Below are 26,011 nucleotides of genomic sequence, written 5' to 3'. Positions count from 1 at the left end.
AATAAGTAGCTATATGTTTTAAGGGAGCGTGCTTTATAGCACTGGGTTTTTCCTTAATAAACTGTATATAGCGCTCTTTAGCAGGAAGTGTAATCATTTCAAGCGATCGCTTTTTTGCCTCAAACAATTTCTCTGTCATAAAGAGTCGCCCCCATTCGGAATATCCTTTCAAACTGTGATAGAGTTCTTGAAAACTATCATAATCTATATACCACCCCTCACCATCAGTAAGGGCTTGGATATTCTCAGCAGAAGGCAAATGCTTAAAAAGAGAGAGTTCCTGCACGATAATCTCACCTTCACAAAAGAAATCTGTTGTGATATCATTCCCCTCATAGTCATACACAAAGGCGCGAACAACTCCCCTCTGCAAGATCAGATAACCACGAGCTATTTCATCCTTACGCAAGATAAAATCGCCTTTACGAAAAGCAATAGGCTGATGGGCTTTTTGTATTTGTTGCAGTTCTTGCCCTCCTATCATAGGATGTTTATAAATATTCTCAAATAAAGGATGTATCATTGTTTACATTTCTTAATCCATTAAAAACCAACAAATCACCAAATCGACAAATTGGCAAATCACCTAATTTCTAAACACTACCGACCTTCGAGCAAGAAACACACTTACCACCAAAGTAAGCACCTCCGAAAGCACTAGAGTAAGCCAGATACCTCGTTCACCCAAAAAAGTAGGTAAGATAAGCATTCCTATACCGATAAATACCACTCCTCGCAAAACAGCAATCACAATAGAGCCTAAGGCATTGCCGATAGAGGTAAAAAAGCTGGTAACTAAGATATTAAATCCGTTTATCAAAAAAGCATAGGAGAAAATATGTAGCCCCTACCGAAAAGTGGCATGATGATATTCACCCCACCCAAAGCTTTTTCGCTTACGTAATTGCCCACTACATAACCATCTACCAAGTTCTGTAAGCCAAAGAAACACATGGTAATAATACTCGGCAAAGCATATTTCAAAAACACCGTAGCAATAGGAGCTTTTTCTAAAAGTTCATGTCTGTTTATCAGCTATTTACTTTCTTTTAAAAATCCTGACCAATCATCATCGGTATTATCATAGCCTATAATTTTCTCTTTGTATTTATGACCAAAGATATATTCCCTTACAAAAGTATCAAAATCAACATCAATCTCCTCAATACCTTCATAGCTATCGGCAGGAAAAAGTACGTGTTGGGTATCTTTATCTAGGAAAAGAGGCTCATATAACAGCTGCCCAATCTCACACCACGAAGGTTGTTCAGAAGGAACACGATATTGGTTATCCAACAGCTCCTCCACACTCCAGAGAATGATATCTCCAAAAGACCCACCATTACAAAGTCTCAGAAAAGCACTATAAGCAGGAGTACCCCAATCCAATACCTCTTGAGGAATATTCCTAGCCCCTTCTGGTATTTCACCTATGAGTATGGCATCGGGTGATGCAACTAAGCAATTTCTGTAATGGGTAATGATCGTTTCTAAGTTCATTTTCAATCAATTATTTTATCCAAACATTTGGGCATCATTGAAATTTTCTCCGTCAAATTCCGATGCGATAAGAGAGTGCCCCAAGAACATATCGTTGTCATCAAAGAAGACTTCTACATCCTCGCTGTAAAACAAAAAGCTCTGCAAGGTAAGGGCTTCCATAAATTCCTCTTTAGTAAGCTCAGGTTTGTCGGGATCATTTTCATCATCATCGCCAAAGCGCCAATTGTCATTGTAGAGTTCTAAAAATTCCTCAGCAATACATTCTTTGGCTTTGGGTAATAGCGTGTCAATCCCACCGAAAAGGGTATTCATCAGCTGTTCTATCTTTTCAGTTTCGCTTTCATCTTCAAGGATGATGCTCACACCTAATTCTTCTCCGTTGAGAACAACCGCCCCTTCATAAGAAGTAGGGTCATCAGTGCGCTGTGTAAAATCTGTAATTTTATAGGGTTTCATAAGTTATTTTTTGCTGCAAAGATAAGGATAATTAATGAATTTTCTTTAACTTTGTACTTTCCTATCCCCTCGAATTCGAGGGGATTAAAAAATAAATGTATCTGTCTTTTTTGTAAAGTAAAAAATCAACACAATGAGTATAATTACAGATTTTACTAACAGACGAATGTATTTTTGGCGTGGATACTACTTTGGAAAAGAGGGTATTTGGTGTCAGGATTTTGATAAAGAAAAAGCATTTTGTGTGCTAAAAGACTCTTTATACAAGGATTATTTGGTTAGGGCAGTAGCTGATAATGGGAAAACGATAGCTGTTTCTCGTGATATTAGAACTAATGAACCATTACTTATAGTTGATGTTGACAAGAGAACTGTAATAAATACCATTTCTAATCATACTTTTATCTATCCTTGTCTTGATAGAGAAGGTAGCAAAGTATTTTCAGTAACTAAAAGCGATATTTATAAGAATATTTATGGAAACCCTTTTTGTGTAGATGCCCAAACGGGTAAAGTAATAGCTACTCTCAACGAAAAAACACAATGGGGTAACACTGCTTATCATCCTGAGACCAATTCGGTCTATTTTAGTGCTTTCAAACAGCCTAATCTGTACAAATTCAACTTTGATACACTTACGTTTTCAGCTGTACCTACTGATAAAAAAATACGTATATTTGATTGTAAAGTAGCTTGCGACAACAAAGGTTACTACTATTTAGGCAGTAATATCTTAGTGTATATGAACAATGAGGACGAGGAAGTTTGGCGTATCAATTTTAAAGAAAAGGAAAAGCTTAATGGCAAAACACTTTTTTCAATATGTCTTTCTGATCATCCTGATTACATAGGGGTTTATTTGATAGATGGCGAGTGGTTATTCATCATCAATCGCAATGATTTTTCATATAAAAAGTACAAATTAGGAAGAAGAGTAGGGTTTAGTGAGTTTCTCAACAATTCATTGCTGTTGATAGATAGAAATTACAACCTTAGCACACTCAATTTAGAAACATTAGAAGAGAAGCCTTTTTTACCCCCACTGGCGTGAGCTTGTAGCTCGTGCCAAACAAATTAATAAATCAGTAAATTAAAAAACACAATGAAAAAAATTCTTTTTTTATTAAAACTAACCTTGCTGTTGTGTAGCTTTACGGGGTTGGCACAACCTAAATACTTTATCTTTGAAGAAAAAGGTAAGTTAGGATTAGTAGATTTGCAGGGGAAAACAGTGTTAGCCCCTACTTTTAATTCTATAGAAGAAAAACAACCATACTTCATTGCTTGTAGTAAAACAAAAGGCTGTTCGGTATATAACGAAAATTTACAACTCGTTCTTAAAGGGGGTTATAACTCTATAGAACTTGGCTGTGAAGGTCAATTTATTGTCAAGAAGAATGGAAAGTATGGGGTGGTTTCTGAAAAAGGTGCCGTAATCTTGCCCTTAAAATACAGCAACATAAACTCTAATAAAAATGGCTATACCGTAAAACTTAATGAAAAAGCAGGTCTTTTTAACTCTGAAGGAAAAGAAATTATCCCTATAAGCTATCACTGGATTTACACGGATAAGATAGATGACAATATTCCTATTGTAGCAGAATTGAACGACAACAACGCAGGATATATCAATACTAAAAATGAATGGGTGATACCTCCTACTTATCAATATGCATTTGCTTTTCGACAAGGTGTAGCTAGAGTAAAAAAAGGTAGAAATTATATGTATATCAACCTTAAAGGAGAACCTGTTATTCAAGATTTTGATAATTATGTGATTCAAAATTATGTGATTGAACCTTCTGACAACACTTACATAGTAGGTGTGCGTAAGGAATGTAAGTATATGGTCTATGATTTGAATGGTAATTTATTAGACACCTATGATGGTTTTATAAACAATTGGAGTGGTAATGCTATTTTTGGGGTTAAAAAAGGGGGTAAATGGGGCTATATAGATGGCTATGGCAAGGTAATAGTCCCCTTTGAATATGAAGAAGTTAATAATTTTAGCGAAGGTTTGGCTTCGGTACGCAAAGATGGTAAATGGGGGTATATCAATCCAAAAAATGAGATAGTGATTCCGATTGAGTTTACTAATAAGGAGGTAGGCTTCTTTAAAAATGGGGGGGCTGAATACTATACTGATAGAGGTGCAGGTCTTATCAATCTGAAAGGAGAAATAATAGCTGAACCTAAATATAATAGTATAGAATACGTAAATGGAAATATTGCTATAGTATCTTTTAATGGTTATAACTATCTATACGATTTTGTAAAAGAAAAGAAACTCAAACGCCTTAGAAAGGTGAAAATACATAAAGGCTTTATAGCTGTTGAACCAAGATGTGACTAATTAACAAATGTCCTCCGCTAGCGCGAGGTGTGAAGCCACACGGGCGTTTTTCTGCTAATAATAATTGTCAGGAATTGTCAGGGGCGACCCGACTCGCCTCCACGAGCAGAATGCTCGCACCAGCAGGTGGGATTACGGGGAGGTTTTTTACAATAAATTGATTATTATATATTTACAAATCAAAATAGTCACCTAAGAACCACTTACGAGTGTTATATAGCTTATCTTTGTACTTATGAAGAAAATATACACCATAGGACATTCTACTCATACTTTGGAAGAGTTTACAGAAATGTTGCAATCCTTTGAGATACAGCATTTAGTAGACGTCAGGGGACTACCAGGGTCTAACAAATATCCACAATTCAACAAAGAGAATTTAGAGGTTGTCCTACCTGAAGTTGGCATCGCTTATACCCATCTTCCCTTATTAGGGGGCAGGCGTAAGGTACATAAGGACTCCAAGAATACGCGTTGGCATAATGAATCTTTCCGTGCTTATGCCGATTATATGGAAACAGATGATTTCGAGAAAGGAATAGCCCAACTCATCGCTATTGCGGAGGAAGAAACCACCGCTTATATGTGTGCCGAAGCCCTCTGGTGGCGTTGTCATAGATCCATGATCTCAGATTATCTAAAAGCCAAAGGCTGGGAAGTGGAGCATATCATGGCTATAGATAAGGAGGAACCCCACAGCTACACCACCCCCGCTCGTATTATAGGTGATAAAGTAGTATATTATGATGAAGGAACACTTTTAGATCTCTAATAATTGATTTACCCCCAGACCAATCATCCTCTTCATTGTCATGTAGTATCTCGTACTACTAAGGTCTGTCCTTAGATGATAGTTTCCAAGCTCATAACTAATTGTTCTTTTATTACGACAGAGATAAGGATAATTAATGAATTTTCTTTAACTTTGTACTTTCCTATCCCCTCGAATTCGAGGGGATTAAAAAATAAATGTATCTATCTTTTTTGTAAAGTAAAAAATCAACACAATGAGTACATTAACTCCTAATTTTGATTATGAAGAGATGCTTTTACAAGCCATTAATCATATCCGAGGCGGACGTAATTATCTCGCCAAACAAATAAGTTCTACTATCAGTTCTGTGTATTGGAATATAGGGAAGCTCCTTTTTGATCGGCATTTAGAAGAAGGGTATGGTAGCGGAGTTGTAAAACAACTCTCTGTTGACCTAAAGAGAGAATTTCCTGATATGGGACTCTCACCTCGTAATCTTTGGTATATGAAACGCTTCTACGAACGTTATTATCAAGCAGATACAAAACTGCAACGTAGCGTTGCAGTTTTACCATGGAGACATAATGTCCTTCTATTAGACAAACAAGTCTCCGATGAAAAAGTTATTTTTTATAGTAATGAAGTTATTGAAAAAGGCTGGAGTCAGGAAATGCTTTTAAATGCCATAAAAATGGATACCTTTGCTTTCCAACAACAACTAAAAAGCAATAACTTTGAGGAAATATTACCTAAACCACATTCTAAATTCGCTAATGAGGTATTCAGAAATAGTTACAACCTCGGCTTTTTAGGAGTGGTAGACCCTATGATCGAAATGAATTTAGAAAGACGATTAGTAGAACGTATAAAACAATTCATTTTGGAACTCGGCAAAGGCTTCTCTTTTATCGGAAATCAATATTGCTTAGAGTTTAATAACAAAGAATATTTTGTAGATATGCTTTTTTTTCATCGCAAATTACGTTCATTAGTAGCTATTGAACTAAAAGTAGGAGGCTTCAAACCTGAATATGTAGGAAAAATGAACTTCTACCTTACCTTATTAGACCGTTTGGAGAAAAGTACCGATGAAAACCCTTCTATAGGAATTATTCTCTGTGCTGAAAAAGACCATCTAGAAGTGGAAGTAGCATTGCAGGATATACACAAACCTATAGGTGTTGCTGTCTACCAATTACTCCCTCAAGAAGAACTTCAAAGAATAATTCTAAATGAGATGAATAAAACAATAGATAACCAATAAAAAACGCTCCCATTATAGTACCAACCAATGGAAGTCTTATTACTAATCACTAACAACTAATTGGCAAACCTCCCCATCAAAGACAGCGTAAGTATAATAGTGTATCCAGTCTCCTGTATTGATATAGGTAGCTCCTCCCCCTAGGTCTATGGTCATAGGTAGGTGACGATGACCAAAAAGAAAATAGTCATAATGTTGCCCCTCCAATTTGCGGCGGCAGTACTTCACCAACCATTCCTTGTCTTCACCTAAGAAATGTACATCTTCATCCCCTGAAATGAGTTTATTTTTCACCGAGAGGTATTGCGCCAAGCGTACCCCAATATCAGGGTGTAGCCAACGGAAAAGCCACTTACAGAAAGGATTGGTAAAGACCTTTTTCATACGCTTATACCCCTTATCCCCTGGGCCTAACCCATCACCGTGACCTATAAGAAAACGCTTGCCATGGCAAAGAAATTCTTGCGGACGATGATATACAGGGATACCCAACTCCTGCTCGAAGTAATCACTCATCCATAGGTCATGGTTTCCCACAAAAAAGAAGATAGGCAAGCCACTATCTTTTAGCTCGGCAAGCTTGCCCAATACACGTACAAAACCACGAGGCACCACCGTCTTGTACTCAAACCAAAAATCAAAAAGGTCACCCAAAAGAAAGAGCGCCCCCGCATCAGCCTTGATCGTATCTAGCCAATGTACAAAGCGCACCTCACGCTCCCGACTTTCTTTATAAGTCGGCGCCCCCAAATGATTATCTGAAGCAAAATATAGCTTCTTTCCTTCTTCTAATATTATTTCTTTCATCAGTGGTCAATCGCTTTTAACTCTTCACTTTTCACTCCTTTGGAGCTGACCGACAGCACAATCCCCAACGCTATACAAGTCATCCAGATAGAAGTACCCCCAGTGGTGAAGAACGGCAAGTTTTGTCCTGTTACAGGCAGTAACCCCACGGAAACCCCCATGTTGATAAATCCTTGAAAGACAATCGGTATCCCTACACCCAGCACTAACAGCTTCCCAAAAATGGAGGTTGCCTTCAGTGAGATGACCACAAACCGCACTAGCATGATGATAAAGAGCAGAATCAGGCTGACTCCACCCCATAAGCCATATTCTTCCACTACTATGGCAAAAATAAAATCCGACGAACCCTGTGGAAGTAGGTTCTTCATCACACTCTTACCAGCTCCTTTACCCCAAAAACCTCCTGAGACAATAGCCATTTTCGCCCGCTCCGATTGGTAATTCTCCTCCTTGTCTTTGCTAAAAAAGGCCTCTATACGGCTTTTCCATGTATCGGCACGGTGCGGAAAGGCATCAGGAAAGGCCTTGATAAAAAGAAAGAAAAGCCCAGAGAGCATAATCGCAAATAAAAAGCTCAATAGGATATGCCTGATAGGATAACGCCCTATGAACAGCAACATAAGCACCATAGTGTACATGATGGCTCCTGTGGAGAAGTTCGGCAGCGTTACCAGCCCCACCGTAATCCCTACGGGAAGCCATAAGGGGAGTATGCTATCGACAAAACTCACCTTAGTACCATACACTTCGGCCAAGTAGGAGGCTACATACATCAACAAGATAATCATAGCAAAAGCCGATGGCTGAAAAGATATTACCCCAAAAAGGTATATCCAGCGGCTCGCATTGGCTCCTTCTATGGTACTTCCTTTGAGCAAGGCAAAAAACAGTAGCACCCATGCCACCAAAAGCCCCAACCGTGCCAAGGGTCTGAAATAACGATATGGAAAAATATGTATCACGTAGATAATCAGTACCCCTACCGACATCAGTACCAAGTGACGTAGCAAGTAACCCCAAGTGCTTATCCCTGTTCGCTCTAAATAAACTAGATTACTACTCGAGCTATATACAGGCAAAAAGGAGAGCAAGGCAAAGAATAGTATCACACCCCAAAGGGAAATGTCCCCCCTGAGATATTGCCTAAATCGTTCCATAGCTACTCGGTTTAGAGCATATTTACATAATGCTTGAACTGATTACCTCTGTCCTCATAGCTCTGGAAAAGGTCAAAGCTCGCACAGGCAGGAGAGAGCAATACGGTATCTCCCTCTTGCGCCAAACCGCGCCCTACTTGTACGGCATCTTCCATAGAGTGGGTCTCTATGATAGTAGGAATAATGCTTTGGAATGTTTGTATGATTTTCTGATTATCAAGACCTAAGCATACTATCGCCTTTACTTTCTTGCTTACATAAGGTATCAGTGGGTTATAGTCATTCCCCTTATCCTGACCCCCTACGATCCATACAAGGTTGTCCTCCATGGAGTCTAGGGCGTAATATACGGAATTAACGTTGGTAGCCTTGGAGTCATTGATATACCTCACGCCTTCTACCTCGCGAACAAACTCCAAGCGGTGTGGTACCCCCTGAAAGGTCATCAGACTGTTGCGAATGTTCTCGTTGCGAATGTTAAGCATTTTGGCAACCATAGTGGCGCCCATAGCGTTCTTCAAGTTATGCTTACCTTTGATTGTCAAATCTTTTGTGGACATTTCTAATAGGTTTTGGTTAAAGTTTATATGGATATTTTTTTCATCAAGGCAATAAGCCCCTTGTGTGTTTTCTTTTTCTAAGGAGAAAGGCAACAATTGTGCTTTTATATCCTTTCTCTTTGTCAATTCCTCTTGCAATACAGGATCGTCTGCATCATAGAGGAGATAATCGCTAGCCTCTTGAAAGGCGGTGATACGAAATTTCGCATCTATATAGTTCTGAAACTCATAGTTATACCTGTCCAAGTGGTCAGGAGTGATATTCAGTAACAAGGCAATATGTGGGCGGAAGGAGGTGATATCATCCAACTGGAAACTACTGATTTCCAACACATAATATTCCTTTGGCTCTTCAGCTACCATACGGGCAAAGCTATGACCTATATTCCCTCCTACCCCTACCGAGAGACCCGCTTGTTGCAAAAGGTGATACAGCAGGCTTGTGGTAGTTGTTTTTCCGTTGCTCCCTGTGATAGCAATGATTTTTGCATTGGTATAGCGGGAAGCAAATTCTATCTCGGAGATAATCTCTATCCCTTTCTCTTTGGCGTGCTGGATAATGGGCACCTTGTGTGGTATGCCTGGGCTTTTGATAATACAGTCTGCTGAGAGAATCTCACTTTCTGTATGTTGACCTTCTTCCCAGCGTATCCCCGCCGCCATAAGTTCTTCTTTGTAAATGTCCTTCAGAGGTGACTTATCTGAGAGAAACACCTCCCAGCCTTTTTGTTTTCCAAGAATAGCGGCACCTGTACCACTCTCTCCTCCTCCTAATATGACTAATTTCATCTCTATAAGTTTTGAGTTTTGAATTCTAAGTTTTGAGTTCTAAGGGTTATAGATTTATAGGAATCTTAGCGTAACAACTAATCACTAGCCACTAACAACTAACCACTAACAACTAATCATCATTGTAATGTCCATAAGCAGATAGCAATTCTACACGCTTTTCTTCCTCGAACACTTCATAAACCAATCTATGTTTTTGATCAATTCGTCGTGACCATACAGAACGTTCCCCATAATGTTTAAGTCGTTCTACTTGTCCTGTACCTTGTGTGGGGTTTTCTTCCAATTCACTAAGGAAAGAAGCTATCTTTTTAATTATTTTCTTTTGTCCTGCTTCTTTATGCTTTTGAATATCTTCAGAGAAAATAGGTTTTTCTTCTAAAACATACAGTTCCTTTTCCATAAAGCATTACAAATATTTTGCTTCAAATTCCTTTGCTGTGATTTGTTTCCCTTTCTGCTTACTAGCCTTATCTATCTTATCAAAAAAAGCCTCTTGTGTCATTTCTGTATCATCTTCTTTTGATTTTATAATAATCTTTTTAGCTTTCATCCTTTTGAATAAAGCTTCAAAAATTGGAATATCTGATACTTGTATTTCCGCACTAATAACTGCTGTTGCATTCATCTCTGTAAGTTTTGAGTTTTGAATTTTAAGTTTTGAGTCTAAGGGTTATAGATCTATAGAAATCTTAGCCTAACAACTAACCACTAACAACTAACCACTACCTTATCTTCAGTGTAATAAACGATACTAACGCCAAAATAATCCCTACAATCAAAAAGCGCATCACAATTTTACTCTCATGGTAGCCTTTTTTCTGATAATGATGGTGTAGGGGCGACATAAGCAATATTCTACGTCCTTCACCAAATTTCTTCTTTGTATATTTGAAATACCCCACTTGCAGGATCACCGATAGGTTTTCTATCAAAAACACCCCACAGAGTACAGGTATGAGCAATTCTTTTCTAACCATAATAGCCAATACAGCTATAATTCCCCCTATGGTAAGGCTCCCCGTATCTCCCATGAATACCTGTGCAGGATAAGTGTTGTACCAGAGAAAACCAATAAGCGCTCCTACCATAGCAGCAATGAATATGGTAACCTCTCCCACATGAGGAATATACATAATATTCAGATATTCCGAGAAAATACTATTACCCGATATCCAAGCAAATATCCCCAAGGTAAAGACAATAATCGCCGAGGTACCTGCCGCCAACCCATCTATACCATCGGTAAGGTTAGCTCCATTGGATACGGCAGTGATGATAAAAATGACTATCGGAATAAAAATCAGCCATACCCAGTGCTTGTAATCCTTTCCTACCCACTTAATCAGGGAGGCATAGTCAAACTCGTTATTCTTCATAAAGGGAATGGTCGTCTTAGTGGATTTCACCTCAGCCATTTCCGAGAGAGGGCGTCGCTGCTCTACCTGTGTGATACGTGAGGCCTGAGCATTTTCATTCTTTACAGTAACTTCAGGGTGGAAGTATAGGGTAGCTCCCACGATAATTCCTAATGACACCTGCCCCAATACCTTGAATCGTCCCTTCAGACCATCTTTATTCTTCCTAAAGACCTTGATATAATCATCTACAAAACCAATCATACCCATCCATACGGTAGTAATCAGCAGTAAGATGATATATATATTATCCAATTTAGTCAAAAGAACAGCAGGCACTAGCAAGGCCAAGATAATGATAATCCCACCCATGGTAGGTGTTCCTGCCTTTTCTTTCTGTCCAGCCAGGCCCAAGTCCCGAACCGACTCTCCTACCTGTCGTCTATAAAGCATAGCGATAATCTGTTTTCCTGTAATGGCAGCGATCAGTAGCGAGAGAATCGCTGCCAATCCCGCCCTAAAGGATATATACTGAAACATCCCCGCTCCTGGCACATTATAAGCCCTATGTAAATAATCAAATAAATAGTATAACACAACTGCTAATTGTTAATTGTCAATGGTTAATGATTTTTTTCCTTCCTCCATGTCGTCAAAATGACTTCTCTCTCCCTTAACTTCCTGATAGGTTTCATGACCTTTGCCTGCTAGAAGAATAATATCTCCCGCTTTGGCTAGGTGACAAGCTACTTTGATAGCTTGTCGGCGGTCAGTAACGGTCATATACTTAGCTTGGTACTCTGCTCTTATCCCTGCTTCCATTTCTCGGAGGATTGTCTCGGGGTCTTCATCACGTGGATTGTCGGAGGTCAGTACCACCTTGTCGCTCAGCATAGTGGCAATATGTGCCATTATGGGGCGCTTGCCTTTGTCTCGGTTACCCCCACAGCCCACTACGGTGATAAGCTGCTGGCCACCCTGCTTTATACTTCTGATGGTCTCTAGTACATTCTCCAAGGCATCGGGTGTATGAGCGTAATCCACTATTAAGGTTCGCTTATCAGCAGCTACAAAGTACTGAAAACGTCCTGCTACAGGAGTAAGTTGGCTCAGGGCAATAAGCACTTGGTCGGAATCCTCACCCAATAGTATCGCAGTAGCATAGATAGCCAAGAGATTATAGGCATTAAACTTCCCTATGAGTGACACCCATACTTCCTTTTCATTGATTCGCAAGAGCATTCCTGAAAAGGTATTTTCAAGAACTGTGGCTCTGAAATCGGCCATCGTCTTTAGCGAATAAGTACATTTGCGTGCCAATGTATTCTGCAACATATAGCCTCCATTCTTATCATCTACATTGGTCAGTGCAAAAGCTGTTTTATCTAAAGTATCAAAGAACTTTTTCTTCGTATCGCGATAGTCCGCCAGTGTCTTATGGAAATCCAAATGATCTTGTGTTAGGTTAGTAAAGACGCCTCCTACAAAGTGCAACCCTTCTATACGATGCATCGCCACTCCATGCGAACTCACTTCCATAAAACAGTGAGTTACTCCTGCCTCTACCATGCGGTACATAGTCTCATTAAGGGTAAGCACATCAGGCGTGGTATTCTTAGTCTCTATACGCTCCCCATTTATATAATTAGCTATGGTCGAGATAAGTCCTACCTTATAACCCATATGTGCAAAGAGCTGATACAAAAGAGTAGCAATAGTAGTCTTTCCATTAGTGCCTGTAACTCCTACCAATTTCAGCTTATCCGAAGGTCTTCCGTAGTAATTCGCTGCTATATACCCCATGGTTATAGTTGTATCAGCTACTTGTACAAAGGTCACCTCTTTAGGACAAACTTCTGGCAGCTTTTCACAAACCACGACCTTTACTTTTTCTTTTATTACTTGTTCTATAAAAGAATGCCCATCTATTTTTGCCCCTTTTACGGCAAAAAATAAAGTATTTTCAATAATTTTCCGTGAGTCTTGTGTAATATTTGTTATTTCAACCTGCTCATTTCCTATTATTTGTACTATTTCTACACCCTTTAATAGCTCTTTTAGTTTCATGATCTAATTAAAATCCAATTTTATAGTCTTTCTACCTCCTATATACTCTCCTCCTGCTATGGATTGTGCCGATACTTTGGTAGCGCTTCCTACTACTTTCACCGTAAGGCCTAAGTTTTCCATAATCGCAATAGCATCCATAGCATTCATCCCTACCACATTGGGTACGATGGTCTTATATTTATTCAGAACCTCATTGTATCGTTTATATTCTTTATTTACCTCTGCTGTTGAGGTCTCTATATCCTCTATGGTATCTATAAGCAGGGAGTTGGTATATATCTTTTGAGCAATACTCTTGAACACAGGTCCTGATACATCGGCTCCATAGTACCCTATCTTCTTATCTGGATTGTGTATCACCACTATACAAGAGTACTTAGGATTATCAGCGGGGAAAAAGCCTGCAAAAGAGGAGATATACCCCAGCTTGGACTTGTCTTTATAGTCTTTTTGTGCGGTACCTGTCTTTCCTGCCATGGAAAAATGAGGCGAATAAAGACTCTTACCAGTTCCATATTTCACAGTATTCTCCAATACTTTCTTTACTATTGTGGCTGTCTCTTGAGTACAAACGGTACTATTGAGTATCTCAAGGTCAAACTTCTGTATGGACTTGTTCCACTGCTTCACCTCGCGTATCATGCGGGGCTTGAGCATCACCCCATTGTTAGCAATGGCATTGTAAAAGGTCAACACCTGCAAGGGGGTCATCTCCAGACCATAACCAAAGGCCATCCACTCGAGGGCTATCCCACTCCATCCACGTTGATTAGGCTGAGGTACAAAAGGCTCTCCTTCTCCCGAAATGGGCATACCCAACTTGCGGTTTAGGTGCATTTTGTTGATTTTATCTACAAATTTCTTCGGATTCTTTCCAAAAAGATCATGTACCATCTGTACGATAGCTGTGTTGGAAGATACTTGCATCGCCTTGGAAAGGTTTATTTTTCCATATCCTTTGCGATTGGAATCCCATACTTGTCGCCCATAGAAAGAGATAACTCCTTTTTTGGTATCTACGGTATAGGTAGTATCTATTTTAGCTTCTTCCAAGGCAGTCACTAGGGATACGGTCTTGAACACGGACCCTGGCTCGTAGGTCTCTCCCAGCGCATAATTAAAACGCTCTGCATAGGTGCCGTCCTTGGTACGTCCAAGGTTGGAAATGGCCTTTATCTCACCTGTGGCTACTTCCATTACCACCGCACAACCATGATCAGCCTGATAGGTCTCCAACTGCTTCAGGAGCGCATGATGGGCTATATCTTGTATGTTTATATTAATAGTGGATACCACATCATAGCCATCCTTGGGATCTATCTCATTACTATCCTCTATCGGTTTCCATTGACCTTGAGCTATTTTTTGTTTGAGGTGTCGCCCTTCTACCCCTGAGAGGTATTTGCTAAAAGCACCCTCCAATCCTACTTTGAAAATGTTTCCTTGTCCATCGGTACGTTCATACCCTACGATACGGTGTGCTATAGCTCCCAGCGGGTACTCTCTTGAACTCCTGCCTTCCACTACGATCCCTCCTTTGTAAGCACCTAGGGAAAAGAGGGGAAACTTACGAATACGAGCACACTCATCATACCCTATCCCCTTGGCTATCAAAAAGTATTTGTTCTTTCGCTTACGAGCGTTAGTGAGCGCCTCACGATAGTAGGACGCAGGACGATCGAAGAACTTAGCCAAAGAATCACATAAGGCAGGCAAATGCTGTTTGAAATTCTTCTGCGAGGGGGTCATCGCATCAAAGTGTATATCATAACGCGTGATAGAGGTAGCCAAAAGACTCCCATCATCGGAGTACAAATTCCCACGATTCGGCTCTATCACAAACTCCTTAATGGTATTCTGCGCAATCAGCTCCTCGTACTTCTCTCCATTGAAATACAGACTGATAAGTTTGTAAGAAATCGCTAGGGCAAAGACAAACAAACCTATCGCTACCAATATGGTGCGTAGGTTGACGATTCTATCTTTGGGCATTTCTTTACTCATCTTTGACTATTACCTTTATTTTGTTGGGAGGGGTAGGTGATTGCTTAAGACCGGTATCCTTCAGAGCACCCAGTATGGAGGACTCCAATTTGACCTGTTGCAGGCGCGAACGTACATCTACAAATTCGCTGCGCAACTCCTTTACCTCTGTTTCCAATTTCGCTATAGTATATATCTTCTGGTCTATCAAGTGCCCACTATAAATCATGATGATACCCAAGAACAATATCAACGATATCATAACCCAGTTCCGTAAGGAATCCTCTCCTACCAAAAACTCAGCTCTGAATAACTTAACAAATCTCTCTTTTATCTTCTTCATGACTTACGGTTCACTTTTCATTCTTCACTTTTCCGCTCTGCCACTCTCAGCACAGCACTGCGCGCACGGTTATTACGTGCAAGCTCCTCTTGGGTAGGGGTAATCGCCTTACCTACCTTCTGAAAAGGAGTCAGTAGGTTCCCATAGAAATCCTTCTGTGGCTCCCCTGAAAACTGCCCATCGCGTATAAATCGCTTTACCAATCTATCTTCTAACGAATGATAACTGATAAGGGCAATACGTCCCTTAGGTCTTACCACTTCAGGCAATTGCAACAACATCTCCTCCAAGGCAGCCAACTCATGATTGACTTCTATACGTATGGCCTGATATAGCTGAGCCAAGACCTTGTTTTCCTTGCCCTTTGGCAAAAAGCGTTGTACCGCTTGCTTCAGCTCTCTTGTTGTAGCTATGGGTTGCTCACTGCGTTGTTGAACTATGGTGCGAGCAATCTGCCTGCTCTGGGAAAGCTCTCCATAACGGAAAAAGAGCGTACTGAGTGCCTCCTCATCATAGGTGTTCACTACCTCATAAGCCGAAAGTGGTGACGAGGGATTCATACGCATATCCAAGGCTGCCTCAAACCGAGTGGAAAAACCACGCTCGGCAGTGTCAAACTGGTATGAGGATACCCCAAAATCAGCCAAGACACCATCTACTTGCTTTACTCCATAGAATCGCAAAAAGCGCTTTATATGTCTAAAATTCTGCGGAATAAGGATAAACCGCTCATCATCTATTGCATTCTGCTGTGCCTCAGGATCTTGATCAAAGGCAAACAAACGACCTGTAGACCCCAAGCAAGCCAATATCGCCCGTGAATGTCCTCCTCCTCCGAAAGTCAAATCTACATATGTCCCTGTAGGCTCTATCGCCAAGCCTTCCAAACTCTCCTTGAGCAGTACAGGCACATGATAACTATTCCCTTCCATCATTGCCCATTATTTTTTCGGTTAGCTGCATAAAGGCTTCTTCATCTATGCTATTGTTCTGCGCTTCAAATAGTTCCTTGTCCCATATCTCTATAAAATTGATCAGAGGAACCAGTACCACTTCCTTGTCTATCTTGGCATATTCTACCAAGGGTTTTGGAATAAGAAATCGTGCCGCCGCATCTACCTCTACTTCCTTGACCCCTGCGGTAAATTTTCGCAAATAGTCCAAATGTTGCTTAGAAAAGAGGTTCAATTTCGCGCGCATCTTCTCCATAATCTCCTGCCATTCTCCCTGTGGATAAAGCTCTATACAGCGATTGAACACAGAAGGCTTGAGCACAAAACCATTCTGTAACTCCTTATCTAGCACACACTTAAGCCCCGAAGGAACTGTAATTCGCCCCTTCGAGTCCGCCTTGCATTCGTATGTTACAGAAGAATGTATCATGACTCTTTTATAATCGGGTCAAAGATACAAACTTTTTCCCACTTTCTCCCACTTTCTCCCACTTTTTTATTAACAGACGCCAAAGGGCTGTCTTCAGTAGTCAGTTGTCAGTAGACAGAAGTCAGAAGTCAGTGTCATGTGTCATGTCCTAAAATAGATTGACAAGTATAAAAGACGTTTGCTGGCGCGAGCTTGCAGCTCGTGCCCACCTATAAACAGAGCTTGTAGCTCTTCCCTATAAAAAAGAAAGAATAAATTCAATAAGCCAGATCTTGTACTTTTTTATTCACATACTCAAACATATACTGTAACTGGCTTTTACTTTTTACCTTAAAAAAGAGGTTTTCTCCCTAGGGAGAAAACCTCTTCTTTTATTTATTTCTTTATTTCTTAGTAAGTAAGAACTGTCCTCTGTCTTCTGACCACTGACTTCTGTCTACTGTCTACTGACTTCTGACCACTGACTAATAAAACTTCGCTCTATAGTCTTTTATCTTAGCGGTACCTTCTAGGGCAGAGAAAAGATCTTGAGAAGCGCGGTTTAGCTTTTGAGCTCTTAGGCTATTGGCATAAGCACTATAACTACTGATAGCAGGTGCAATGCTCTTTTGGGTTACCTCTATCACATACACACCGTTATTACCTGCTATAGGCTTGCTAAGTTTATTCTCTGGCAAAACAAAGGCTACACCCACTACATTTGGCTCACTGCCTTGTCCTGAAAGATTAGGGTTACTTTGCATAAGCGCCTCAGCCACTTGTACATTATTAGGTTGTCCTGTTGCCTCAGCTATTTGCTCAAGCGAACTACCTTTCATTTTTTCAGAAATCTGTTTTACTTTCTTTTCTTTGATAAGGATAGGTTCTACTGCCGCTCTTACATCAGCTGGTTTAGCAAGACCTTCTTCTATTTTCTTGGTAAGTTGTGCTACGATATAGCCATCTTTTAGGTCAAAACGACGTACATCTCCTACCTTTGTATCATCTTCAAAAGCCCATCTTACAAGCGGACGATTGCTACCCAACCCTGGGATATCTTCTGCAAGTGCATCTAAGTTATTAGCTGGCAATACGCTATATCCTTCCTTAGCAGCAATAGCGGCAAAGTCTTTAGGATTCTTAAGTACTGCTTCGTTGAAAGCTGTAATCTTGGTATACACCTCATTATTTGTAGCTGCTGAAGGCTCGATCTTACGAACGATAGTGGCCAACTGTACCCCCTCTTTCTGATCGGTAACCTTAACGATATGGAAACCAAAATTTGTCTCCACAAGACCGATATCCCCTACTTTAGCCTTGAATACATAGTCATTGAAAGCAGGTACCATAGTCCCTGGAGTGAAGAAGTTAAGATCTCCCCCATTAGGAGCATTGGACTTATCATCGGAATTAGCCTGTGCTAAAGCAGCAAAATCAGCACCTGCTTTCACTTGAGCTAAGATTTCTTCTGCTTTCGCTTTAGCTTCTTCTTTGCTGCGGGTCACTGTATCATCGGATACAGAACCCTTGTAAGCGATAAGGATATGGCTAGCTCTCACCTCTGCATTAGGTTTTTTGGAGAGCATACGGCTGTATTTGTAAGTATCTCCATCCTTGTAAGGTCCATAAAGCTCTCCTACAGGTAGGTTGTAAAGGGCATCAGCATATTCCGCTGGAAGTCTGTCATGATTTACATAGAGGCTATCGAAAGGCACATCTGATTTTTCATTTACAAAATCAGGCACTTCACTCTTTGGCAAAGCTGCAAAACCTGGAAGGGTGTCATTGGACTGTGTAGTAGCATTATACACAACTCTAGGTGCATTAAGTGCTTTGAGGGATTCCTCTATAGCACTAATATCAGCAGCAGAAGCCGTATTGGAAGCCAAAACAAACTGTATGTTACGCATTTGTTTTTGCTCGAATTGTTTCTTATTTTTCTTGATATAATCTTCTATTTCACTATCAGATACCTTCACAAGGCTATCAGAAATAGAGCTATAAGGTACAGTAACGTACTTGATATTTACTTGGTCGGACTGCTTGTGATATTCCTTTTCTCCATCCTTGAAGGTAACACCCAAGCCTGCACGGATAAGCCCCAAATATACTTCACGCTTAGCGTTGTCTATATAGGACTTTTCTTCCTGTTGCCATTGTTTGTACACAGTAGGGTTCATTGTCTTAAGCTCAGAAATGAACTGGGCAAACTTAGCCTCGGAGAAGTTTCCTTTTTCATCTTGGAACTGAGGATTTTGTCCATAGTCTGGTACTCTAGCAATCATACGTACGATTTGGTCTTTCCCTATGGTAATACCCAATTTCTCAAACTGTTGGTCTATGATACGGCTCTGTACCGCTTGTTGCCACAACGCATTTACGATATATCCTTGACCAATACTACCGCCCATATTGCGCATAGTATTTTCCACCTGCGTAGAGAAATCCACATAGGAAATATCATCACCATTCACACTCCCTATAACCAATTGGTTAGGGGTTGTTGTACGGCTAAATATGCCTGAAATAACAAAGGCAAAAAGTGCTAATCCAATCACAAGGATTAGGAATACTGTTCGTTTTCTGATTTTTTCTAAAACAGCCATTTTATAGTTTTTAGTTGTTAGTAGTCAGTGGCTAGTAGTCAGTGTTCAGACATCTGTTTTTCAGTCATGTGTGCTATCACTTTTCACTATTCACTTTTCACTTAATCATTTGGGGTGCGAAATTACAAATTTTCTACGAATTTAGAAAAAATTACTACTATTATTTTTTAACAAAATAATAATTCTTTGACTATCAATTGTTTATCTTTAAATACTATTCACCAACTCTCTAAGAGACAATTTAGAATATACAATCACTTTTCTCTCTTCGCTTTTCACTTTTCATTTTTCATTTTTCACTCTTCACCCACATACCCAGCTCCAAGTATTCGCTGGCTTCACTTTTCACTTTTCGCTTGTTCCCCCTTCGGGGGCTAGGGGGATTATTCACTTTTCACTTACAAAGATTCTCACTGTAATTACTTTATTATCAGCTACTTCCTCTACCAAAAAGCGATAGTTTTCTATACTTACTTCCTCATTCTTACTAGGGATAGACTCATGGATAGCTACTACCAAGCCGCCTAAGGTTTCATAGTTCTCACTCTCTGGAAGTGAGAGTTTGTATTTCTCATTGAGATAATCCACCTCTAGGCGTGCCGAGAATACATATTCTTTATCCGAAATTTGTAATTCTTTCTTGAAATTCTGGTCGTGTTCATCTTCTATCTCCCCGAAAAGCTCCTCTACAATATCCTCTAGGGTAATAAGTCCCGAAGTCCCTCCATATTCGTCAAAAACGATAGCCATACTCTGGTGCTTTTTGGTGAGTGTATCCAATAGTTTGGAGATGTAAATAGTCTCTGGCACAAAGGTAATTGGTCTGAGAAATTCCCGTATGGTCTTGGGATGTTTGAATAAGTCAAAGGCATGCACATAGCCTATAATTTCATCTATATTTTCTTGATATACAAGTACTTTTGAATAGTTTGAACTCACAAAAAGATCGCGTAGCGCCTCTACCGATTCCTCTATATTGATAGCGATAATCTCCGTACGAGGTTTCATGATATCTCGTGCCTTCACCTGCGAGAAGCCTAGGGCATTTTGGAATATCTGTACCTCACTATCCATCTCTTTGTCCTCTGGCATGTTCTCTATCTGCTCGGAAATGTAGTTTTCCAGCTCTTCCTTGGAGAATGTCAGCCTGGTTACATCGCCTTGAGTATTGAAAAACACGTGCAAAATATTGTCTGACAACCAGATAACAAAGGTAGAGATAGGCGAAAAAATTAAGTAAAAGATGTAGGTAATAGGACTCAGCGCTCTAAGCAGCGTATTGGAGTAGATCTGAAAAAACACCTTCGGCAGGAACTCCCCTGTAATTACGATCACCAAGGTAGATATCACCGTCTGCCACAATACGTTATGGAAATAAGGGGGCAACTGTGCCACTACTAGTTTTCCCATCTCTATCCCGTAGATAACCAAAGTGATATTGTTACCCACTAGCATAGTGGCGATAAACTTGGAAGGCTTACAAGTCAGCTTTTCCAAGATATTGCCTATCAACCCGCCCTGTTTCTTTTCTATCTCCAATTGTACCTTGTTCGAGGATACATAGGCAATCTCCATCCCTGAGAAATACGCAGAGAGTAACAATAGTATGATTATGAATATCAGTGAATATAACATTTATTTATTTTAAAGTAAAAGGTAAAAAACAAAAGATAATAGGTAATAAAGCAACCAATGTCTCTTTTACTTTTTACTTTTTATCTATTCTCTTATAGGTATGATCCCCGTTATTTTATGGGCTTTCAAGTGGGTAAAGCGCTTGTCAAAATCCATGCCTATCCCTTTGGTAACGGTTCCTTGTAGGGAATCGACAAACTCAAAAGGACGCTCGGTAAACACCCAATCACTGGAAGCCTGCCAAAATAACTGAGAGGTCTTCAGCAACTTTCCCTCGTAAGTGGATAGCGATACACTATCGCGCAATTCCACCACCTCAGTAGGTAGGTAATAGATGGCATACTTCGCACGAATGATATTCTCATGCCCTGCATCATCATAGAGCCTAAGTACTAAGCCTTCGGGAAACTCGGTATAGGGAAACCGCTGATTAGAAAAATCCTTGTTCAGACTACTCTCCAATATGGTTCGTACCTTAGCCGAATCCGTGTATAACAAGCGAAAGTCATAGGTCTCCCCATTGGGGATTTTATCCTGCTGTAACTGCTTCTTTTGGGGCTCGTCATCACACGAGAAAAACATTGTAAGGACAAAAAGCCCTACAATGTTTCTAACCAAAAACAATTTTTTTATATAAGTCCTTATCATTATAGTTGCGGTACCTTAACCGATTGGCCTATCCAGCACTTAAGTGTAATAGTCTTTCCTGCCAACCCTGAGTTAAATATATCAGCTCTTGAAGGAGCTAGATTATCATAACGAGCCGCCAATTTCTCCAAACCTCCTTTTCTAGCAGTAGCCGCAGCAAGCCAATAAACGGCACGCTTCTCAAAGGCTGTGGAACCACACTCATTAGCAGCTCCTGCATAAGCTTGTGCTATAATTTGATAGGCAGTAGCATTGGACGGATTGTAGGACAGCGCCTTCTGTGCATAGCTCACCGCAGTACTACCTGTATATTTGCTAGCTATTTTCACCAAATAGATTGATTTCTTTAGGTTGTCTTTCTCCAATTCTACCGCTTGGTTAAAGTATTTAACAGCCTCTGTGGTATTCTTCTGCTTTTCTTTCATGATACCCAAGTAAAGAGCAGAGGAAGCCGAAGGAGCCAACTGGTAAAGACGTTCTACGAGCTTAGCAAAAAGCGGATCAGAGGTACATTCCTTATCGGACATCTTAGCCGCTGCTCTGCGAAGCCATACTGCATCATCCTTATTGGCTTCATAAGCCTTTTGGTAGAGAGGAATCAAGTTATTACAATCAGCCAATTGTCCCAAAGCAGTATCCACACTCTCGGTGATATTCTTAAGGTTTTCCACACGAGTACGTGCTACTTGTAGTTGTGTTTTCTCCTTGTCACTGAGGCTATTGGCTTCTTCTTTAGGCAATAGTTCATTGATTCGTACCGAAAGTTTTCCGTTCTCATTTTCTATAATTTCCGATACATTGTCATAGATATCGAATACCTCCTGCACTTGTTTCTTCCCTCCTTTGTAGAGTTCAAGAGCAGATGCAAAATACTGATAGATAAGATTATCATCATTGAAAGCATCTTTGTTGAGCTTATAGGTATCGTCCAAAAGGGCAAAAAGTTGTTCCTTAGTACCCAAGTTCTGTTCTACCATAAGGAAAGCCTGACGCATGTTCTTATCTGCTTGTGAGAATTTCTGTGGGAAATACTGGAAATACTTGTCATAAAGCTCCTGTAAGTCCTTCACATATTTCTGTTTGTCAGTACCTTTAGCGATCTTATCCCATAGGATGCGCTCTCCATACTGGAAAGTAGACTGATATAGCTCTGGACAATGTTCATACACATATTTCCATGGCTCATAAGCATCATTGTAGTTTTTAAGTTTTGCAGCTTCTACATATACAGAGGCTTTCAATTGGCACTCCTCTTTCTGTGCAAAAGCACTTAAGGCACCTGCTACAAAAAGCACTGGTAATAAGAATTTTTTTTTCATTTATTTCAGGGTTAATTTATATTTAGGTATTTGGTCTCAGGTGTTAGGTCTTAGGTTTTAGCTACTAATCACTAACAACTAAAAACTAACAACTAAAAACTATTAATGGTATTTTGTTCTCTGGAACCACTTATCATTAAGTGTCAAGGCTACTTTTAGGGTTAGGTAGTTTTCTTTAAGCACACTGCCATCTCCTCTCTGTCCCCAAGCAGCTCCAATGGTCGCATTGGATAGCCCTTGTATAGGTAAGCTTGCTCCAAAAGTTATGCCAAAGTCATTGATAGACTTATCTTTCAGCACAATACCTGTATGTTCATAATAGAGACCTGCTCGATAAGTAACTCGTTTCCAGTATTTTGCATAGATTGAATTATGTGGCAAATAAAATCCTCCCAAGGAAAATTTGTTTGCCTTCTCATAACTTACAAAGGACGAGGTTACAAACGGATTGGAGAACGCACTCATATCCGAATAGCTTACAGTAGCCCCTACAAACCATTGGTCGAAATTACCTACCCCTGCCGAGAAATCCCATACAGAAGGAAGGGTAAGATACGTCTTGGCTAAGTTCGGATCTGTGATATTGCGGCTATCCTTGATAAGGAAATTCTCCTTGGCTGGTCTTAGCGAATATAAGGTAAGGCTATTGATAGAACGCAAACTAGCTTCAGGTACATAGTTAAGCCCTACACTAAGGGATAAGTCTTTTGTCAAATCACGCTCATATTGCACTCCCAAAGCATAACTAACGCCTCGGTATAGGGATTGACTATCTTCTCTAGAGATGTATAAGAACGAGGGAGAACTATATAGGTTTTGCCATTCGCTTTTCCCAAAGTTAAAGCCTCCCGAAACACCGAATCTAAGACCTTTCACTACCTCATAGCCTGCTGCCAAATACGCTTGGTTCACGCCTCCACTTCCTTCGTAGGAGTAATATTGTTCCCTACCATTAAGGGTCTCCTTGCTTATAAGCCTATAACCCACCGATGTATAAGGACGCAAGCCTACTGATACTCCTAAGTTTTTATATACAGGAAAAGAAAGATTCAAGTAATCCAACAAAAAAGTACGCTCATTATAGCTGCTCGCTGGGGTCTCCATCTTCCTTATATCATAGGAAGTAGCTAGCGAAAAAGTCGTACGGGTGAGCTTGGCCAATGAAGCAGGATTGCGTACATCTACCCGTGTAGAATCTACATAGGCATTCATTCCTCCCATTAGGGCATTCTCTGTATTCCCTCCAAAACGCTTCTCTCCCAATCCATAATAGGAAAACGGCGAATTAGTCCCCTTCTGTCCATAGGCAAAAGTGACTAAAAACAAAGCTAAAACTATTGGTAACCTCATAAGTTCACTACTGTTACAGCTTGCAAATATCCAACTTTTTTAGCTCTTATACAAGAAAAAAATGAACTCCCCTCGTTAAAATTTTGTTTAGTAAAAAATTTTCTTCTTTAAATTCTTGAAAAACAATAACATAAAAAAGAAGATGATTTTTTTTCAAAATTTTCCCCACAAACTATTGCAGATTAGAAAAAAAGTTGTACCTTTGCACCCGAATTAATCAACCAATGGTGCCTTAGCTCAGTTGGTAGAGCAAAGGACTGAAAATCCTTGTGTCCCTGGTTCGATTCCTGGAGGCACCACCATTACAAAACTACTTTTTCTCTCTTTGGAAAAGTAGTTTTTTTATTTACATGTCATTGACAATTGATAATTGACAATTAAATCTATGCGTATTATCCTTTCTGGCGGCGGTACAGGCGGACATATTTTTCCTGCCCTTGCCATTGCAGGCGAACTGAAAAAGCAGTTCCCTTCAGCTGAGTTTCTCTTTGTTGGTGCCGAAGGCAAAATGGAGATGCAGCGCGTCCCCAAGGCGGGTTTCCCTATCGTGGGACTGCCTATCCGTGGACTTCAGCGCAAGCTAAGCCTCGCTACCCTTGCCTTCCCTTTTAGGGTCATTTATAGCCTCTACAAGGCTTACAAGATCATCAAGAACTTCCGCCCCGATTTGGTAATCGGCACAGGGGGCTATGCCTCCGCTCCTACCCTGAAGGCAGCACAACTATTGGGAATCCCTTACTTTATTCAGGAACAAAATTCTTATGCTGGCGTGACCAATAAGTGGGTAGCCAAAGGCGCCAAAGGTATCTTTGTAGCCTATGAGCACATGAAGCGCTATTTCCCTCATACACCCCTCTTTCTTACAGGCAACCCTATCCGTGAGGACTTAATGAATATTAGGCACAAAGCTCCTGAGGCTTATAAGCTGTTTTCTCTGGATTCTCAAGCTTTTACACTGCTTGTCATCGGGGGTAGTCTAGGTGCAAGAAAGATTAATGAATTGGTCAAGGAACATTTACCACTCTTCAAGGAGAAAAAGGTACAAATCCTCTGGCAGTGTGGCGCTTACTACTTCCCTGAGTACAAGCACTTAGAAAGCGAATCAGTACGTATCCTCCCCTTTGTGGAGAATATGAAAGCGGCCTTCTCCATCGCCGATGTGATCATCTCCCGTGCAGGTGCTAGCTCCGTCAGCGAACTAGCAGTGGTAGGCAAACCCGTTATCTTCGTCCCCTCCCCCAATGTCGCCGAAGACCACCAAACCAAAAATGCCCAAGCCATAGCTGACCAGAACGCAGCACTCTTACTTAAGGAAACGGATATCAACACTCATTTTACCCCTCTTTTCACCGCCCTCCTCTCCGATGAGAACAAGCGAAAAGAGCTTTCCGAAAACTTCCGAAAGCTCGCCCGTCCCCGCGCCACCCGAGATATAGTTGAAATTATATGTGGGAAATAGAATATAACAGAGATAATTAACAACTCAAGTTTCACAAACTCTTTATTAAGCCTGCGAAACTTGAGTTAATTATTATTGCCACTCTTCAATTTCATTAATTCGCAAATCTACATTACAAATCTCTACTTCTCTTTCTCCTACTCTTAAGCGTATATTAGCTCCTGTTTTTGTATCATTTACCTCTATGATCAAATTACCAACTTCATTCTCTTGCCCTTTAAAGGCTTTT

At 40.3% G+C, this 26,011-nt stretch carries 26 protein-coding genes and 1 tRNA gene; 6 read left to right on the top strand and 21 right to left on the bottom strand.

All coding sequences use genetic code 11. From position 1 onward, the window contains the following. From Q0625_RS05570 to Q0625_RS05550, 5 genes are all read right to left on the bottom strand, one after another. Window positions 1-523: Crp/Fnr family transcriptional regulator (locus Q0625_RS05570; RefSeq protein ID WP_298824315.1), on the bottom strand; the 523-nt coding region annotated here is incomplete at its 3' end. Between the two features lie 63 nt (window positions 524-586). Further along, window positions 587-820 (bottom strand): hypothetical protein, encoded by a 234-nt coding sequence (locus tag Q0625_RS05565; protein WP_040357129.1) that lies wholly within the window; start codon window positions 818-820, stop codon window positions 587-589. Beyond that, on the bottom strand, window positions 817-972 hold the full coding sequence (locus Q0625_RS05560) for a hypothetical protein (RefSeq protein ID WP_298824303.1): 156 nt from the start codon (window positions 970-972) through the stop codon (window positions 817-819). Before Q0625_RS05560 ends, Q0625_RS05565 begins: the two co-directional genes overlap by 4 nt. Before the next feature lie 63 nt (window positions 973-1,035). Further along, window positions 1,036-1,500 (bottom strand): hypothetical protein, encoded by a 465-nt coding sequence (locus tag Q0625_RS05555; RefSeq protein WP_298824301.1) that lies wholly within the window; start codon window positions 1,498-1,500, stop codon window positions 1,036-1,038. 15 nt (window positions 1,501-1,515) lie between these two features. Then, window positions 1,516-1,959, bottom strand: a complete 444-nt coding sequence (locus Q0625_RS05550; RefSeq protein ID WP_298824298.1) for a DUF2262 domain-containing protein — start codon at window positions 1,957-1,959, stop codon at window positions 1,516-1,518. Window positions 1,960-2,092: 133 nt separating this feature from the next. On the opposite strand from Q0625_RS05550, the gene Q0625_RS05545 reads away from it, so the two are divergent. The 4 genes from Q0625_RS05545 to Q0625_RS05530 all read left to right on the top strand — a co-directional run bounded on the left by Q0625_RS05545 (window position 2,093) and on the right by Q0625_RS05530 (window position 6,333). Beyond that, on the top strand, window positions 2,093-3,010 hold the full coding sequence (locus Q0625_RS05545; protein ID WP_298824296.1) for a hypothetical protein: 918 nt from the start codon (window positions 2,093-2,095) through the stop codon (window positions 3,008-3,010). A 51-nt stretch (window positions 3,011-3,061) separates the two neighbouring features. Then, window positions 3,062-4,315, top strand: coding sequence for a WG repeat-containing protein (locus Q0625_RS05540; protein WP_298824293.1), 1,254 nt, complete (start codon window positions 3,062-3,064; stop codon window positions 4,313-4,315). 235 nt (window positions 4,316-4,550) lie between these two features. Beyond that, window positions 4,551-5,087: a DUF488 domain-containing protein gene (locus tag Q0625_RS05535; protein ID WP_298824291.1), complete on the top strand. Its 537-nt coding sequence runs from the start codon at window positions 4,551-4,553 to the stop codon at window positions 5,085-5,087. A 235-nt stretch (window positions 5,088-5,322) separates the two neighbouring features. Then, window positions 5,323-6,333, top strand: a complete 1,011-nt coding sequence (locus Q0625_RS05530) for a PDDEXK nuclease domain-containing protein (protein WP_298824289.1) — start codon at window positions 5,323-5,325, stop codon at window positions 6,331-6,333. 42 nt (window positions 6,334-6,375) lie between these two features. Here Q0625_RS05530 and Q0625_RS05525 read toward each other — a convergent pair whose 3' ends face one another. From Q0625_RS05525 to Q0625_RS05450, 16 genes are all read right to left on the bottom strand, one after another. After that, window positions 6,376-7,140: a UDP-2,3-diacylglucosamine diphosphatase gene (locus Q0625_RS05525; RefSeq protein WP_298824287.1), complete on the bottom strand. Its 765-nt coding sequence runs from the start codon at window positions 7,138-7,140 to the stop codon at window positions 6,376-6,378. Further along, a complete protein-coding gene (locus Q0625_RS05520; protein WP_298824285.1) occupies window positions 7,140-8,300 on the bottom strand; it encodes an FtsW/RodA/SpoVE family cell cycle protein in 1,161 nt (386 codons plus the stop codon). Before Q0625_RS05520 ends, Q0625_RS05525 begins: the two co-directional genes overlap by 1 nt. An 11-nt stretch (window positions 8,301-8,311) precedes the next feature. After that, complete coding sequence (murD, locus tag Q0625_RS05515; protein WP_298824282.1) at window positions 8,312-9,649, bottom strand: UDP-N-acetylmuramoyl-L-alanine--D-glutamate ligase; 1,338 nt, start codon at window positions 9,647-9,649, stop codon at window positions 8,312-8,314. 112 nt (window positions 9,650-9,761) lie between these two features. After that, window positions 9,762-10,052 carry a Txe/YoeB family addiction module toxin gene (locus Q0625_RS05510; RefSeq protein WP_298824280.1) on the bottom strand — a complete coding sequence of 97 codons (291 nt, stop codon included), beginning with the start codon at window positions 10,050-10,052 and terminating at the stop codon, window positions 9,762-9,764. A gap of 6 nt (window positions 10,053-10,058) precedes the next feature. Further along, window positions 10,059-10,277: a hypothetical protein gene (locus Q0625_RS05505; protein ID WP_298824277.1), complete on the bottom strand. Its 219-nt coding sequence runs from the start codon at window positions 10,275-10,277 to the stop codon at window positions 10,059-10,061. 97 nt (window positions 10,278-10,374) lie between these two features. Next, complete coding sequence (gene mraY, locus Q0625_RS05500) at window positions 10,375-11,604, bottom strand: phospho-N-acetylmuramoyl-pentapeptide-transferase (RefSeq protein WP_298824275.1); 1,230 nt, start codon at window positions 11,602-11,604, stop codon at window positions 10,375-10,377. Between the two features lie 12 nt (window positions 11,605-11,616). Next, window positions 11,617-13,074: a UDP-N-acetylmuramoyl-L-alanyl-D-glutamate--2,6-diaminopimelate ligase gene (locus Q0625_RS05495; RefSeq protein WP_298824273.1), complete on the bottom strand. Its 1,458-nt coding sequence runs from the start codon at window positions 13,072-13,074 to the stop codon at window positions 11,617-11,619. A 3-nt stretch (window positions 13,075-13,077) separates the two neighbouring features. Beyond that, on the bottom strand, window positions 13,078-15,081 hold the full coding sequence (locus Q0625_RS05490; protein WP_298824271.1) for a penicillin-binding protein: 2,004 nt from the start codon (window positions 15,079-15,081) through the stop codon (window positions 13,078-13,080). Further along, window positions 15,074-15,403: an FtsL-like putative cell division protein gene (locus Q0625_RS05485; RefSeq protein ID WP_298824268.1), complete on the bottom strand. Its 330-nt coding sequence runs from the start codon at window positions 15,401-15,403 to the stop codon at window positions 15,074-15,076. The genes Q0625_RS05490 and Q0625_RS05485 overlap by 8 nt, the downstream gene beginning before the upstream one ends. A gap of 17 nt (window positions 15,404-15,420) precedes the next feature. Continuing rightward, window positions 15,421-16,335: a 16S rRNA (cytosine(1402)-N(4))-methyltransferase RsmH gene (gene rsmH, locus Q0625_RS05480; protein ID WP_298824318.1), complete on the bottom strand. Its 915-nt coding sequence runs from the start codon at window positions 16,333-16,335 to the stop codon at window positions 15,421-15,423. Then, complete coding sequence (locus tag Q0625_RS05475) at window positions 16,322-16,786, bottom strand: division/cell wall cluster transcriptional repressor MraZ (protein WP_298824266.1); 465 nt, start codon at window positions 16,784-16,786, stop codon at window positions 16,322-16,324. The genes rsmH and Q0625_RS05475 overlap by 14 nt, the downstream gene beginning before the upstream one ends. A gap of 464 nt (window positions 16,787-17,250) precedes the next feature. Then, entirely contained in the window at window positions 17,251-19,371 is a 2,121-nt protein-coding gene (locus Q0625_RS05470; RefSeq protein ID WP_298824264.1) for a peptidylprolyl isomerase, read from the bottom strand. A 387-nt stretch (window positions 19,372-19,758) separates the two neighbouring features. Beyond that, window positions 19,759-21,006, bottom strand: a complete 1,248-nt coding sequence (locus tag Q0625_RS05465; protein ID WP_298824262.1) for a hemolysin family protein — start codon at window positions 21,004-21,006, stop codon at window positions 19,759-19,761. 84 nt (window positions 21,007-21,090) lie between these two features. Next, window positions 21,091-21,654, bottom strand: a complete 564-nt coding sequence (lptC, locus tag Q0625_RS05460; protein WP_298824260.1) for an LPS export ABC transporter periplasmic protein LptC — start codon at window positions 21,652-21,654, stop codon at window positions 21,091-21,093. Continuing rightward, on the bottom strand, window positions 21,654-22,973 hold the full coding sequence (locus Q0625_RS05455; protein ID WP_298824258.1) for a hypothetical protein: 1,320 nt from the start codon (window positions 22,971-22,973) through the stop codon (window positions 21,654-21,656). Before Q0625_RS05455 ends, lptC begins: the two co-directional genes overlap by 1 nt. Before the next feature lie 102 nt (window positions 22,974-23,075). Next, on the bottom strand, window positions 23,076-24,323 hold the full coding sequence (locus Q0625_RS05450) for a hypothetical protein (protein ID WP_298824256.1): 1,248 nt from the start codon (window positions 24,321-24,323) through the stop codon (window positions 23,076-23,078). Window positions 24,324-24,549: 226 nt separating this feature from the next. On the opposite strand from Q0625_RS05450, the gene Q0625_RS05445 reads away from it, so the two are divergent. Then, window positions 24,550-24,625 (top strand) — tRNA-Phe (locus Q0625_RS05445). A gap of 83 nt (window positions 24,626-24,708) precedes the next feature. Continuing rightward, window positions 24,709-25,782 (top strand): undecaprenyldiphospho-muramoylpentapeptide beta-N-acetylglucosaminyltransferase, encoded by a 1,074-nt coding sequence (gene murG, locus Q0625_RS05440; protein WP_298824254.1) that lies wholly within the window; start codon window positions 24,709-24,711, stop codon window positions 25,780-25,782. Window positions 25,783-26,011: the final 229 nt, after the last annotated feature.

This window comes from uncultured Capnocytophaga sp. (assembly GCF_938029845.1).
Lineage (GTDB): Bacteria > Bacteroidota > Bacteroidia > Flavobacteriales > Flavobacteriaceae > Capnocytophaga.
Note: the sequence above shows the minus strand (reverse complement) of the source record. Positions and strands in the feature narration are given on the sequence as shown.